Source organism: Serinibacter arcticus, from assembly GCF_003121705.1.
Lineage (GTDB): Bacteria > Actinomycetota > Actinomycetes > Actinomycetales > Beutenbergiaceae > Litorihabitans.
Genome location: NZ_PYHR01000002.1, coordinates 2852791 through 2866622 on the forward strand (window position 1 = coordinate 2852791; position 13832 = coordinate 2866622).

The window sequence follows — 13832 nt, forward strand, 5'->3', positions numbered from 1 at the left end:
GTGCTCACGAGCGGACCTCCAGGGTGGCGGGGGCGACGAGGACGGCGCCCTCGCGGCGCTCGGCCGCGGTGGCCGGGCGCATCTGGCCGCGGACGGGGACGTACTGCAGGTCGGGGTCGCTCACGCCGGGCGCGTTCACGAACGGGGCGAACTTTCGCAGCTTCTCGGGGTCCTCCAGGGTGGCTCGCCACTCGTCGACGTACTCCGCGACGTGGGCGTCCATCTCGGCGTCGAGATCCGCGGCGATGCCGAGGGAGTCCTCCAGGACCACGGCTCGCACCGTGTCGAGGCCGCCCTCGAGGTCCTCGATCCACGGGGCCGTGCGCTGCAGCCGGTCGGCGGTGCGGACGTAGTAGAGGAGGAAGCGGTCGATGACGCGGATGAGGGTGTCGGTGTCGAGGTCCTCGGCGAGCAGCTGCGCGTGCCGCGGCGTGAAGCCGCCGTTGCCGCCGACGTAGACGTTCCAGCCGTTGTCGGTGGCGATGACGCCGACGTCCTTGCCGCGGGCCTCGGCGCACTCGCGGGCGCAGCCGGAGACGCCGAGCTTGATCTTGTGCGGCGAGCGCAGGCCGCGGTAGCGCAGCTCCAGAAGCACGGCGAGGGCGACCGAGTCCTGCACCCCGAACCGGCACCAGGTCGAGCCCACGCACGACTTCACGGTGCGCAGCGACTTGCCGTAGGCGTGGCCGGACTCGAAGCCGGCGTCGATCAGCCTGGCCCAGATCTCGGGCAGCTGGTCGATGCGGGCGCCGAACATGTCCACGCGCTGGCCGCCCGTGATCTTCGTGTAGAGGCCGTAGTCGCGGGCCACCTCACCGATCGCGATGAGCCCCTCGGGCGTCACCTCGCCGCCCGCCATCCGCGGCACGACCGAGTAGGAGCCGTCCTTCTGGATGTTGGCCATCACGTGGTCGTTGGTGTCCTGCAGCGAGGCGCGCTCGCCCTCGAGGACGTGCGCGGGCGCCGTCGTCGCGAGGATCGAGGCGACCACCGGGCGGCAGATGTCGCAGCCGCGGCTGCCCGTGCGACCGAACCGCTCGACGATCTCGCTGAAGGTGCGGGTGCCGGCCAGCCGGACGGCGTCGTAGAGCTGGGCGCGGGAGAGGGCGAAGTGCTCGCACAGCGCGGTGCTGACGGTGATGCCGAGGCGGGCGAGCTCGGTGCCGACGAGCTTCTTCACCAGCGGCAGGCAGGAGCCGCAGCTCGTCCCGGCCTTCGTGCACGCCTTCACGGCACCGATGTCGGTGCAGGCGTGCTCGGTGACGGCGGCGCGGACCTCGCCGGCGGAGACGTTGTTGCACGAGCAGACGGTCGCGCTCTCGGGCAGCTCGAGGTCGGGGGCGCCGCCGGTGCCCTCGGGAAGCAGGTAGGCCGAGGGGTCGCCTGGGAGCTCGGCGCCGACCATCGGGCGCAGCGACGCGTACGCCGAGGCGTCGCCGACGAAGACGCCGCCCAGCAGGGTGCGCGCGTCGTCGGACATCACGAGCTTCTTGTAGACGCCGGCGACCGGGTCGGCCCAGACGATCTCCATCGAGCGCTCGGTGGTGCCGAACGCGTCGCCGAAGCTCGCGACGTCGACGCCCGAGAGCTTGAGCTTGGTGGCCGTGTCGGCGCCCGGGTAGGTCGCCTCGCCGCCGAGCAGGCGGTCGGCCACGATCTCCGCCATCGCGTAGCCGGGGGCGACGAGCCCGACGCAGGCGCCGCGGATGCTGGCGACCTCGCCGATCGCCCAGACGTGCGCGACGTCGGTGGCGCACGTGTCGTCGACGACGACGCCGCCGCGCGGCCCGATCTCCAGGCCGGCGGCCCGGGCGACCTCGTCGCGCGGGCGGATGCCGGTGGCCAGGACGACGACGTCGACGTCGAGCCGCGTGCCGTCCGTGAAGTCGAGCCGCCCGACGCTGCCGGTGCGCCGCGAGGCGACCATCTTCTCCGTCGCGGTGTCGACACGGACGCCGACCTCCATGCCGTTGATGAGGCGCTTGAGAGCCTCGCCGCCGCCGAGGTCGATCTGGGCGTTCATGAGGTGGGAGCCGAACTGGATCACGGTGGCCTGCGCGCCCAGGGCCCGCAGCGCGCCGGCGGCCTCGAGCCCGAGCAGCCCGCCGCCGATGACGGCGCCGCGCACGGGGCGGTCGTAGGACGTCCCGCGGCCCGCCTCCTCGCGCTCGGCGACCCAGCCGCGCAGCGCGGCGACGTCGTCGATCGTGCGGTAGACGAAGACGCCGGGGAGGTCGGCGCCGGGGATCGGCGGGACGGCGGCCGAGGAGCCGGTCGCGAGCACGAGCTCGTCGTAGCGCGTGACGCGGCCGAGGTCGTCCGTGACCGTGCGCGCGTCGGTGTCGATCTCCGTCACCGGGGTGCCGGTGTGCAGCGTGACGAGCTCGTCGGCCCACAGCGCGTCGTCGCCGAGGGAGAGCTCCTCCGGGTCGCGCCTGGAGAAGTACGACGTGAGCGCGACGCGGTCGTAGGGGCGGCGCGGCTCGTCGGCGAACACGGTGATCCGCCAGCTGCCGGCGGTGTCGCGGGAGCGCAGCGCCTCCACCAGCCGGTGGGCCGTCATGCCGCCGCCGACCACCACGAGGTGGCGGGGTTCGGACGTCTGGGGCATGGGATCCTCCGGGCCTGCCGTCGATCGCCGGGCGGTCGCTCGGCTCGTCGACGACGCTACGAGGGCCGTGTCTCGGCCCGGAACCGCGCCGGTTACGAGCCGGGAACAAGTGGTGCACAGGGGGCGGTTCGGCGCTGTGAGGTTCCGGTGATCTGGAGGCGGCTCTCGTCGACCGGCCGTAACTAGACAAACAAGTTTGTATAGTTAAGACGCCGGCGGCTGCCGACCCGACCACCCACCGAAGCGGAGAACCTCCATGAGCACACCGTCCCCGAGCTCGCCCACCGTCCTCGTCACCGGAGCCACCGGCAAGACTGGTCGACGCGTCGTTCCCCTGCTGCGGGCTCGTGAGGCCGCGGTGCGCGAGGGGTCGCGACGGACCGAGCCGCCGTTCGACTGGGACGACGCCGGCACCTGGGGCGCCGCGCTCGCCGGCGTGGACGTCGTCTACGTCGTGATGCCCGACCTGGGCGACGGCGCCGCCGTGGAGCGGACCGCCGCGTTCGCACGGCAGGCGGCGGCCGCCGGCGTCGGTCGGGCCGTCCTGGTCTCGGTCCCGGCCGGTGGCGGGATGGACGACGGCGTCGTCGCCGCCACCGAGGACGGGTTCACCGACGCCGGGCTCGCGCCGACCGTGCTGCGCCTGAGGTCGTTCTTCCAGAACTTCACCGAGGACTTCTTCGCCGACGCCGTCGCCGAGGGGGTGCTCCGCGTCCCCGCCGGCCAGGGACGCGAGGCGTTCGTCGATGCCGACGACATCGCTGCGGTGGCCGTCGAGGCCCTGCTCGACCCCACCCACGCAGGACGCTCCTACGAGATCACCGGGCCGCAGGCGTTCTCCTTCGCGGACCTGGCCTCGACGATCAGCGAGCAGACCGGTCGCGCCACGACCTACGAGGCGCTCAGCCCCGAGGAGTACGTCGACGACCAGGTCTGCCACGGCGTCCCCGTCGAGCTCGCCGAGTTGCTCGGCGGGCTGTACGAGCAGATCGCGGCCGGGGCCCTCGACTCGGTCTCGGGCGACGTGGAGGCGGTCCTCGGCAGGCCGCCGCGGACCTTCGCCGCCTTCGCCCGCGCGGAGATGGCCCCGGTGGTCGCCTGACGGGTCGGGTCAGACCCCGGCCGCGTCCCTCGCGGGAGCCGACGCCTGCTCCGGATCGGACTCCCGCAGCCACTCGACCACCCCGCCGACGGCGTCGGCGCACCCGCCGCAGCCCGTCGTGGCCCGCGTGCACGCCGCGACGTCGCCGACCGACCGCGCGCCGTCGCGCCACGCGGCCACGACCTGGCCCTTGGTGACGCTGTTGCAGCGGCAGAGCGTGGCGGAATCGGGCATCCGCAGCGGTGAGTCGGTGGTCACGGCGGCGCCCGCGACGGGCCGGAGCAGCAGCTGGGCGGGGTCGGCGGGCACGAGGGTGCCGCGGGTGTAGGCCGCCACGAGGTCGGAGGCCACCCGGCCGCCGCCCACGCACGTCGCCCCGACCACGCGTCGGTCGAGGACGACGAGCTCGAGGTACCGGCCGCCGTCGGGGTCGGCGAGCGCGAGTCGCCGCGCGCCGTCGGGCCGGTGCGTGCCGCCGCTCACGCCCATGCTCACGACGTCGATCCCCGCGCCCTTGACGCGCACGACGTCCGTGCCGCCCGCCGGAAGGGGGAGCTCGCCGCCGTCGGCCGGGTCGATCGGGTCGGTCGGGTCGGACTCCGCCACGGGCGGCTCACCGGAGGTGAGCGCCGCGCGACGGCGCTCGATCACGACGGCGAGGCGCCGCGCCTGCTCCCAGCCCTGCGCCACGAGCCCGGTCGAGCCCTGCGGCGGCTGCGCGCAGTCGCCGACGGCGAACACCCGCGGGTCGCCGGGGCTCGCGAGGTCGGCCCCGACGACGATCCCGCGGCTCACCGGCAGGCCGGCGGCGCGCGCGAGGTCGACGTCGGGCTGCGTGCCCGCCGCCAGCACCACCAGGTCGGTGAGCAGCTGGCTGCCGTCGGCGAGGGTCAGCGAGGTCACGCGCCCGTCGCGGTGCCCGACGGCGGTGGGCCGGGCCCCGGTGCGGACCCGCACCCCCGCGGTCTCGAGCGCCCCCGCGGCCGCGGCCCCGGCGGCCGGGCCGAGCTGCCGGTCCATGACGGTGTCGCCGCCGTGCACGAGCGTGGTCGCCAGGCCGTGCCCGACGAGGGCGAGGGCGATCTCCAGGCCGAGCACGCCGCCGCCGACGACCGTGGCCCGGCGGGCGTCGTGCACCTGCGCGAGGATCCCGACGGCGTCGTCCACCCCGCGCAGGACGTGGACGCCGGCGTCGGCCAGGAGCGGCAGGTCGGCGAGGCCCTCGACGTCGGGCACCCGTGCGGAGGCGCCGGTCGCCAGGATGAGCGCGTCGTACGGGTGGGACTGCCCGGCGTCGTCGACCACCAGCCGCGCGGCCCGGTCGAGGTGGACGGCACGGCGCCCGGTGAGGATCCGTCCGCACCGCTCGCCCAGCGCCGGCAGCCGGATCGAGGAGGGCGCGTAGCGCCCGGCGACGACCTCAGAGAGCAGCACCCGGTTGTACGGCTCGGCCTGCTCGGCGCCGAGGACGACGACGTCGTCGACGTCGCCCGCCGGCCGGTGCGCGGCCAGCTCGTCCAGGACCCGGTGCCCGACCATCCCGTGACCCACGACGACGACGCGCATCAGGCGACCGCCCCGCCCGCGAGGACGGACTCGTCGAGGAGCGACACGTCGTCGAGCACGCCGTCCGGACCGTCCCACCGCTCGACGGCGACGGCGCACACCTTGAACTCGGGCATCCCGGAGATCGGGTCGGTCGCGTCGGTGGTGAGGCGGTTGGCGCTGCTCGCGCCGCTCCAGTGGAACGGCAGGAAGACGGTGTCGGGGCGGACGTCGGTGGTGAGGTGGGCGCGGGCGACGGCGCTGCCGCGGGGGGTGGTGAGGCGCACGAGGTCGCCGGGCTCGACCTCGAGGAGGTCGGCCAGGAGCGGGTGGATCTCCAGCAGCGCCTCCGGGGCGCTCGCGACCAGCTCGGCCACGCGCCGGGTCTGCGCGCCGGACTGGTAGTGCGCGAGCACCCGCCCCGTGACGAGGTAGGTCGGGGCCCCGGGATGGACGTCCTCGGTCGGGCCGACGTGCTGGACGGGGACGAGCCGGGCCCGGCCGTCCGGCCACGGGAAGCGGTCGAGGAACAGGCGCGGGGTCCCGGGGTGCGGGGATTCGCCGTCGCGCGCGGCGGGGACGGGCCAGAACAGGTCGTCCTCGGCGTCCAGGCGCGCGTGCGAGAGGCCGGAGTAGTCCGCGCGGCCGCCGGCCGAGGCGCGGGCCAGCTCGTCGAACACGAGCGCGGGGTCGGTGGGGAAGGCGACGTCCGAACCGAGGCGGGCCGCGAGCTCGGCCAGCACCTCGAGCTCGCTGCGGACCCCGGGCGGGGGAGCGATCGCGCGGCGGCGGCGCAGCACGCGCCCCTCGAGCGACGTCATCGTCCCCTCCTCCTCCGCCCACTGCGTGACGGGGAGCACGACGTCGGCCAGCAGCGCCGTCTCCGACGGCAGGAAGTCGCAGACCACCAGCAGGTCGAGGGCGGCCAACCGGTCCCGGACCGTGCGCGCCGCTGGCGCGCTGACCACCACGTTCGAGCCGTGCACGAGCAGGGCCCGCGGGCCGCCGGGGTGCCGAGGCGCTGCAGCAGCTCGACGGCGGGGACCCCGGAGCGCGGCAGCGTCGCGGGGTCGACGCCCCAGACGGCCGCGACGTGGGCGCGCGCGGCGTCGTCCTCGATCGAGCGGTAACCCGGCAGCTGGTCGGACTTCTGGCCGTGCTCGCGGCCGCCCTGACCGTTGCCCTGGCCGGTGATGGCGCCGTAGCCCGACCCCACCCGGCCCGGCAGCCCCAGGAGGAGCGACAGGTTGATCGCCGCGGTGACGGTCGCGGTGCCCTGCGAGCTCTGCTCGACGCCGCGGCCGGTGAGCACGTAGGCGCCGGCACCGCCCCGCGCGGGGGACGCGGCGGCGAGCAGGCGGGCGAGCTGCCGGAGGGTGGGGACGTCGACGCCCGTGACCTGCTCGGTGCGCTCGGGCCACCAGGCGGCGACGCTGCGGTAGAGCTCGTCGACGCCGGTCGCGCGGTAGGAGAGGTAGTCGAGGTCGGCGAGGTCCTCGGCCAGCACGAGGTGCGCGAGGCCGAGCAGGAGCGCCAGATCCGTGCCGGGGACGAGCTGGACGTGGAGGCCGGCGCCGTCGGCGGTGAGCGCCGCCGTCGCGCTGCGCCGGGGGTCGACGACGACGAGGCCGCCGCGCGAGCGCACGCCCGCGAGGTGCTGCACGGCGGGCGGCATCGTCTCGGCGACGTTGGAGCCGAGCAGGAGCACGGCCTGCGCGCCGCCCAGGTCGGCGAGCGGGAAGGGCAGGCCGCGGTCGACGCCGAGCGTCCGGTTCGCGCCGGCCGCCGCGCTCGCCATGCAGAACCGGCCGTTGTAGTCGATGAAGCGCGTGCGCAGCACGGTGCGGGTGAACTTCCCCAGGGCGTAGGCCTTCTCGTTGGTCAGCCCGCCGCCGCCGAAGACGGCGATGGTGTCGGTGCCGCTCTCCGCCTGCAGCGCGGTGATGCGCGAGGCCACGAGGTCGAGAGCCTCGTCCCACGTGGCCGGGTGGAGCTCGCCGTCGTCGCCACGGACGAGCGGGGTGCGCAACCGGTCGGTCGCCGTCAGGACGGAGCCGCTGGTCCAACCCTTCTGGCACATGCCGCCGCGGTTGGTGGGGAACTGGCGCGCGGTCACCGTGACGGGGCCGGTCGGGTCGCCGGGCGTGGCGTCGAGCTGCTGCGCGCACTGGAGGGCGCAGTACGGGCAGTGGCTCGCCGTCGTCGTCATGCGTCAGACCACCGTCGTGCCGAACGCGCTGCCGCGTCGGGCGTAGGTCCACCAGGTCACGAGCGCCATCACGGCGTACAGCCCGATGAAGGCGAGGAGCGCGGCCTGGATGGAGCCCGTCGACGAGGTGGAGGCGGCGAAGGCGCGGGGGACCGCGAACCCGCCGATCGCGCCGACGGCGCCCGCGATGCCGATGCACCCGGCCGCCGCCCTGGCCCGCTGGGCGCGCTCGGCGTCGTCGGTCGCACCGTGCCGGAAGACGACCGGGATCATGCGGTAGACCGACCCGTTGCCGATGCCGGTCGCGGTGAACAGGACGAGGAACGATCCGAAGAACAGCACGACGTCGCGCTGCCGGAGCGCGAGGACGGCGCCGGCCGCGCCGGCCGCGATGAGGGCGAACGCAGCGACCGTCACGCGGGCGCCGCCGAGCCGGTCCGCGACCATGCCGCCGAGCGGGCGGGCGACGGAACCGACCAGCGCCCCGAGGAAGGCGAGGGACAGCGACACCTCGGGGAAGGTGGCGGCGAGCAGCGTGGGGAACGCGCCGGAGAAGCCGATGAACGAGCCGAACGTGCCGATGTAGAGGAACGAGATCACCCACGTGTGGCGGTGGTTCGCGGCCTTCGCGTAGGCGCGGGGGTCGGAGGAGGCGTCGGTGAGGTTGTCCATGAAGCGCCAGGCGAGCATCGCGGCCAGGAGGATGAACGGCACGAACATCAGGCCGGCGCGCTCGAGCTGCATGCCGGCCGCGCCGACGATGACGAGCGGCACCGCGAGCTGCACGACGGCGGTGCCCAGGTTGCCGCCCGCGGCGTTGAGGCCGAGGGCCTTGCCCTTCTCCGCCTGCGGGTAGAAGAACGAGATGTTGGCCATCGAGGAGGCGAAGTTGCCGCCGCCGAAGCCGGCGAGCGCCGCGATCGCCACCATGACGCCGAACGACGTCTCGGGCCGCTGCAGCACGATCGCCATCGCCACGGTGGGGATGAGGAGCAGCAGGGCGGACACGATCGTCCAGTTCCGGCCGCCGACCAGTGCGACGGCGAACGTGTACGGGATCCGCAGCGCCGCCCCCACGAGGCTCGGGATCGCGATCAGCCAGAAGCTCTGGTCGACCGTGAGGGCGAAGCCCGCGGCCGACAGCTGGGGCACCACGATGCTCCACGAGGCCCAGACGGCGAACCCGAGGAACTCGGCGAAGACGCTGAGCCCGAGGTTGCGGCGGGCGATCCGGCGTCCGCCGCCCTCCCACTGGGCGTGGTCCTCGGGGTTCCAGCCGTCGATCCACCGGCCGCGGCGGGTGGTGAGGGGGCGGGTCGCTGCGGGCGGGGTGGTCGCGGGGGGTGCGGCGGGGGGTGCGGGCGCGACGTCGAGCGTGGCGGCGGGGGCGAGCCGGGGATCCAACGGGGCCGGGGCGGTCATGGCGGGTCTCCTCGTGCCGGGTCTGCGTCGGGGCTGCGCAGCGCGGTTGACCCGACGCTAGGAGCGCCGTGTTTCCCGGGACGTGCCCCCGCGTCACATCCGTGGTGCATCTTCCGCACAGGCGACGCGGGCCCGTTGTGAGCCGGAGGTCGCGGGCCGGTTCGTCACTAGGGTGACGGGATGGCCCGAACCACGCAGCGCCGACCGGTGACGCGACTGCGCGTGGGGCGCGCCGCCGTCGTGCGCCCCGACACGCTCGCGGCCGAGGAGCCGCTGGAGATCCGGGTCGCGGGACGCGCGTTCGCCGTCACGATGCGCACCCCGGGGCACGACTTCGAGCTCGCGGCGGGGTTCCTGGTGTCCGAGGGCGTGATCGCCCGCCGCGAGGACTTCGCGGCCGCCGACTACGCCCCCGGCCGGCTCGCGGACGGCTCGAACACGTTCAACGTCGTGGACGTGGCGCTCGCGGCCGGCGTGGCGCCGCCGGCGCCGGAGCTGACGAAGGCGTTCTACACGACGTCGTCGTGCGGGATCTGCGGCAAGGCCTCGATCAGCGCGGTCCGGACGGTCTCGCAGCACGCCGTGGTGGGCGACCCGGTCACCGTCGAGCTCGAGCGCCTGCTGTCCTTCCCCGACCTGCTGCGCGAGCGCCAGGCGATCTTCGACAGCACGGGCGGGCTGCACGCGGCCGGCCTGTTCGACGCGGCGAGCGGCGAGCTGCTCGTGCTGCGCGAGGACGTCGGGCGGCACAACGCCGTCGACAAGGTGGTGGGGTGGGCGCTGCTGAACGACCGCCTGCCGCTCACGGGGTGCGTGCTCCAGGTGTCGGGGCGCGCGAGCTTCGAGCTGGTGCAGAAGGCGTCGATGGCGGGGATCCCGGTGCTGTCGGCGGTCTCGGCGCCGTCGTCGCTCGCGGCGGATCTCGCCGACGAGATCGGGCTGACGCTGGTCGGCTTCGTCCGGGGCGAGTCGGCCGTCGTCTACACGCGCCCCGACCGGATCCTGGCCCTCGACGCCCCGGCCCCCTGATCCGCGAGGGGTTTCCGCACCGCCGGCGAGGGGGTTCTGGCGAACTGTCGCCGAAAACCCCTCGCGGGTGGTGCAGAACCCCCTCGCGGGTGGTGCAGAAACCCCTCGCCGGAGTGCTCAAGCCCCTCGCGGATGCGGGGCGACGGCGGGGTCCGGCGCGCAGGTGCGGCTGGGGAGTGGTTCAGTGGGCGCATGACGACGCGCGACATCAAGGTCTCCGAGGCTGCAGCCCTGCTCGGCGTCAGCGCCGACACCGTCCGTCGGCGGGCCGCGGCGGCCGGGATCGAGCCGAGCACGACGGCGGGCGTCACCGTCTACCCGGCCGCCGCCGTCGCGCAGCTCGCCGCGCAGGAGGCGGCCGCCGCCGCGACGCAGCGGGACGACCTCGGCGACCTCACGCCGTCGTCCGCCCGCAACCGCCTGCGCGGCATCGTCACGCGCGTGGTCCGGGACGGCGTGATGGCCCAGGTCGAGGTCCAGGCCGGCCCGTACCGGCTCGTCTCCCTCATCTCGCGCGAGGCCGCCGACGAGCTCGGGCTCGAGGAGGGCTCGCTCGTCGCCGCCACGGTGAAGGCGACCAACGTGGGCATCGAGGGTCTGGGCCGCTGACTCCCCGCGCGACCGCCTAGGCTCCCGAGTCGTGCCCTTCACCCTCGCCCACCCGGCGGCCGTCCTGCCGCTGCGGCGCGGCCCGCTCGTCACCGCCGCGCTCGTCGCCGGCGCGCTGAGCCCGGACGTCCCCTACTTCCTCCCGCTGCCGCGCTACGCCGGCGCCTGGTACGAGCCGTTCGTCAACGCGACGACGTCGCACGCCTGGCCCGGCGCCCTCACCGTCGCGGTGCCGACGGCGGCCGTGCTCCTCGCCGTCTGGTGGTTCGTGCGGGCGCCGCTGGCCGACCTCGTGGGGGTCGACGGCGGGGCGCCCGGTCGCGGGCCCCGTCGCCGGGGGTCGGGCGGATCGGCTGGGCGGGCTGGATCGTCGCCTCCCTGGCGATCGGCGTCCTCACCCACGTGGTCTGGGACTCCTTCACGCACGGCGACGGGTTCGTCGTGCAGCACGTCGCGTGGCTGCGCGAGCCCCTGCTCGGCGACCTGACGGCGGCCCGCGTGCTGCAGCACGCCAGCACCGTCCTCGGCCTCGCCGCGCTGGCGGCGTGGGGACTCGCCGGTGTCCGGCGCTGGATCGCCTCGGGGACCTGGCGCGTCGGACGACGCCGCGCGCTGCTGGTCGCCGCGCTCGCCGCCGCCGGGGTCGTCGGCGCCGTGGTCGGCGTGGTGACGCTCCTGGGCGAGAGCGCCTCTCCCGGCCTCGAGAGCGTGCTGTCCGCGGCCGCGAAGACGGGGGGTACGACGGCGGTGGCGGCCGTGCTCCTGTACGCGGCGGTGTGGTGGGTCATCCGACGCGATTGAGGCGTCAGCCCAAACTTGAAGTCGCAGATGCGGCTCCACCGTGGTTGTGTAGGCGCATGAGCGAGATCACCGCACCCCGTTCCTCCCGCCGCCGGGCCGTGCTGACGACGGCGGTGCTCGCCGCCGTCGCCCTGCTCGCCTCGTGCGCCGGCCCGGACGCGGGGTCGGACGCGTCGCCGTCGGACACCGATCCGTCCGCGTCCGCCTCGGAGTCCACGGCCTCAGCCGTCGAGCAGGTCACCGGCGACCTCGTCGTCTTCGCCGCGGCCTCCCTCCAGGGAGTCTTCGAGGAGCTGGGAACCACGTTCGAGGAGCAGCACCCCGGCGTCAGCGTGACGTTCAGCTTCGCCGCGAGCTCGGCCCTGGCCGAGCAGGTCAACTCCGGCGCCCCGGTCGACGTGCTGGCCACCGCGAGCGCCTCGACCATGGAGCAGGCCGCCGCCGAGGTGACCGACCCGGTCACCTTCGCGAGCAACACGCTCGTGATCGTCTCGCCGACCAACAGCCAGGGCGGCGTCACGGGGCTGGCGGACTTCGCGAACCCCGACCTCACGCTGGCCGTCTGCGCCGTCGAGGTCCCGTGCGGGGCGGCGGCCTCGACGGTGTTCGAGGCCGCGGGCGTCACGCCGTCGGTGGACACCTACGCCGAGAACGTCACCGCCGCGCTGAACCTCGCGGCCTCCGGTGAGGTGGACGCGTCGCTCGTCTACGCTACGGACGCCCGCAGCGCCGGAGACACCGTCACGACCATCACGTTCCCGGAGGCCGCCGAGGCCGTGAACGACAACCTCATCGCGGTCGCCACTGCGGCCCCGAACCCCCACGCGGCCCGGGCGTGGGTCGACCTCGTCCTGTCGGCGGAGGGCACCGCCGTGCTCGAGGCGGCGGGCTTCGACCTGCCGTGACCCACCCGTGAGCACACCGACCGACCCCCTCCCGCGCGCCGCCCGCCGCCGTCGCCCGCCGCTCGCCCTGCTGCTCCCGGGGCTGGCGGCGCTGGCGTTCCTCGGCCTGCCCCTGCTGGCGCTGCTGCTGCGCGCCCCGTGGTCGGAGCTGATCGCCCTCGTGGCGACCGGTCCGGTCGCCCAGGCGCTGTGGCTCTCGCTCCGCACGGCGGCGACGGCGACCGCGATCAGCCTCGTGCTCGGCGTGCCGCTCGCGTGGCTGCTCGCGCGCGGTCGGCTGCCGGGCGGAGGCGTCATCCGCGCCGTCGTCACCCTCCCGATGGTGCTGCCACCGGTGGTCGGCGGCGTCGCGCTGCTGAGCCTGCTCGGCCGCCGTGGGCTGGTCGGGCAGCACCTCGAGACGTGGTTCGGGTTCACGATCCCGTTCACGACGACGGCGGTCGTCCTCGCGCAGACGTTCGTCGCGCTCCCGTTCCTCGTGCTGTCGGTCGACGGCGCCCTGCGCGGGCTCGACCGCCGGTTCGAGGACGTGTCCGCCACGCTCGGCGCCTCCCGCTGGACGACCTTCCGCCGCGTCACGCTCCCGATGGTGGCTCCGGCGGTCGGTGCCGGCGCGGTGCTCTGCTTCGCGCGGGCGCTCGGCGAGTTCGGCGCGACGATCACGTTCGCCGGCAACTTCCCCGGCACCACGCGCACCATGCCCACCGCGATCTACCTGGCGATGGAGCAGAGCCCCGACGCCGCCGTCGCCCTCTCGATCGTGCTCGTGGTGATCTCGGCGGCCGTGCTGATCCTGCTGCGCTCGCGCTGGCTCACCGCGTTCGGGGGGACGCCGTGAGCGGCCAGGTAAGCGGCACGCTCGAGGTGCGCGACGCCGTCGTGCGCCGCGGCGAGTTCGAGGTGCGCCTCGACCTGCGGATCGGGCCGGGGGAGGTCGTGGCCCTCACCGGCCCGAACGGGGCCGGGAAGTCCTCGCTGCTGGGCGCCGTCGCCGGCCTCGTGCCGCTCGTCTCCGGGGAGGTGGCGCTGGGCGGTGCGGTGCTCGACGGCGAGGCGGCCTTCGTCCCGCCCGAGCGGCGCGGCGTGGGGCTGGTCCCGCAGCAGCACCTGCTGTTCGGGCACCTCACCGCGCTGGAGAACGTCGCCTACGGGCTGCGGGCGCGCGGCGTCCACCGGCGCGAGGCGCGCGCGGAGGCGGGGGAGTGGCTCGACCGGCTGGGCCTCGCCGACCGCGCCCAGCTGCGCGCCGACCGGCTGTCGGGCGGGCAGTCGCAGCGGGTGGCCATCGCGCGCGCGCTCGCCTCGCGGCCTCGCGCGGTGCTGCTGGACGAGCCGTTCGCGGCGCTGGACATCCGGGTGCGCGACGACGTCCGTCGCCTCGTCCGCGACGCCCTGGTCGAGCTCGGGGTCCCGGCGCTGCTGGTCACGCACGATCCGGCCGAGGTGGACCAGCTCGCGACGCGTGAGGTGCGGCTGGCCTAGGGCTCAGGGTCCCTCGACCTCAGGATCTCTTATGTCGGGGATCGAAGAAAGTTTGCTTTTGCAGAGCGGAACCTCTGGACCTGACGACGCAACCGTGTTTTGCTGGCGACGTTAGTA

At 75.0% G+C, this 13832-nt stretch carries 11 protein-coding genes and 1 pseudogene; 8 read left to right on the plus strand and 4 right to left on the minus strand.

Annotated elements, in window-relative coordinates; translation table 11 throughout:
- Positions 1 to 4 precede the first annotated feature (4 nt).
- Positions 5 to 2611 carry a nitrite reductase large subunit NirB gene (gene nirB, locus C8046_RS12770; RefSeq protein WP_109229779.1) on the minus strand — a complete coding sequence of 869 codons (2607 nt, stop codon included), beginning with the start codon at positions 2609 to 2611 and terminating at the stop codon, positions 5 to 7.
- Between the two features lie 256 nt (positions 2612 to 2867).
- Here nirB and C8046_RS12775 point away from each other — a divergent pair, with 256 nt between their 5' ends.
- A complete protein-coding gene (locus tag C8046_RS12775) occupies positions 2868 to 3713 on the plus strand; it encodes an NmrA family NAD(P)-binding protein (protein ID WP_109229780.1) in 846 nt (281 codons plus the stop codon).
- A 9-nt stretch (positions 3714 to 3722) separates the two neighbouring features.
- Here the strand turns inward: C8046_RS12775 and C8046_RS12780 are convergent, their stop codons facing one another.
- From C8046_RS12780 to C8046_RS12790, 3 genes and pseudogenes are all read right to left on the minus strand, one after another.
- Positions 3723 to 5279 (minus strand): FAD-dependent oxidoreductase, encoded by a 1557-nt coding sequence (locus C8046_RS12780; RefSeq protein ID WP_109229781.1) that lies wholly within the window; start codon positions 5277 to 5279, stop codon positions 3723 to 3725.
- A pseudogene (locus C8046_RS12785) lies at positions 5279 to 7467 on the minus strand (molybdopterin oxidoreductase family protein). Before C8046_RS12785 ends, C8046_RS12780 begins: the two are co-directional and overlap by 1 nt.
- Positions 7468 to 7470: 3 nt before the next feature.
- Positions 7471 to 8889 (minus strand): MFS transporter, encoded by a 1419-nt coding sequence (locus C8046_RS12790; RefSeq protein ID WP_109229782.1) that lies wholly within the window; start codon positions 8887 to 8889, stop codon positions 7471 to 7473.
- Between the two features lie 180 nt (positions 8890 to 9069).
- Between C8046_RS12790 and fdhD the strand changes: the two genes are divergently transcribed.
- From fdhD to C8046_RS12825, 7 genes are all read left to right on the plus strand, one after another.
- Complete coding sequence (gene fdhD / locus C8046_RS12795; protein WP_109229783.1) at positions 9070 to 9918, plus strand: formate dehydrogenase accessory sulfurtransferase FdhD; 849 nt, start codon at positions 9070 to 9072, stop codon at positions 9916 to 9918.
- A 192-nt stretch (positions 9919 to 10110) separates the two neighbouring features.
- The gene (locus C8046_RS12800; RefSeq protein ID WP_109229784.1) at positions 10111 to 10527 is read left to right on the plus strand and encodes a TOBE domain-containing protein; all 417 of its coding nucleotides are present in this window, start codon (positions 10111 to 10113) and stop codon (positions 10525 to 10527) included.
- A gap of 31 nt (positions 10528 to 10558) precedes the next feature.
- A complete protein-coding gene (locus tag C8046_RS20010) occupies positions 10559 to 11014 on the plus strand; it encodes a DUF4184 family protein (RefSeq protein ID WP_199224473.1) in 456 nt (151 codons plus the stop codon).
- Complete coding sequence (locus C8046_RS19485; RefSeq protein WP_419183559.1) at positions 10930 to 11328, plus strand: DUF4184 family protein; 399 nt, start codon at positions 10930 to 10932, stop codon at positions 11326 to 11328. The genes C8046_RS20010 and C8046_RS19485 overlap by 85 nt, the downstream gene beginning before the upstream one ends.
- 56 nt (positions 11329 to 11384) lie before the next feature.
- Positions 11385 to 12233: a molybdate ABC transporter substrate-binding protein gene (gene modA, locus C8046_RS12815; RefSeq protein WP_109229786.1), complete on the plus strand. Its 849-nt coding sequence runs from the start codon at positions 11385 to 11387 to the stop codon at positions 12231 to 12233.
- Positions 12234 to 12240: 7 nt separating this feature from the next.
- On the plus strand, positions 12241 to 13071 hold the full coding sequence (locus C8046_RS12820; protein ID WP_109229787.1) for an ABC transporter permease: 831 nt from the start codon (positions 12241 to 12243) through the stop codon (positions 13069 to 13071).
- Complete coding sequence (locus C8046_RS12825) at positions 13068 to 13715, plus strand: ABC transporter ATP-binding protein (RefSeq protein WP_109229788.1); 648 nt, start codon at positions 13068 to 13070, stop codon at positions 13713 to 13715. The genes C8046_RS12820 and C8046_RS12825 overlap by 4 nt, the downstream gene beginning before the upstream one ends.
- The last annotated feature ends 117 nt before the right edge of the window (positions 13716 to 13832 follow it).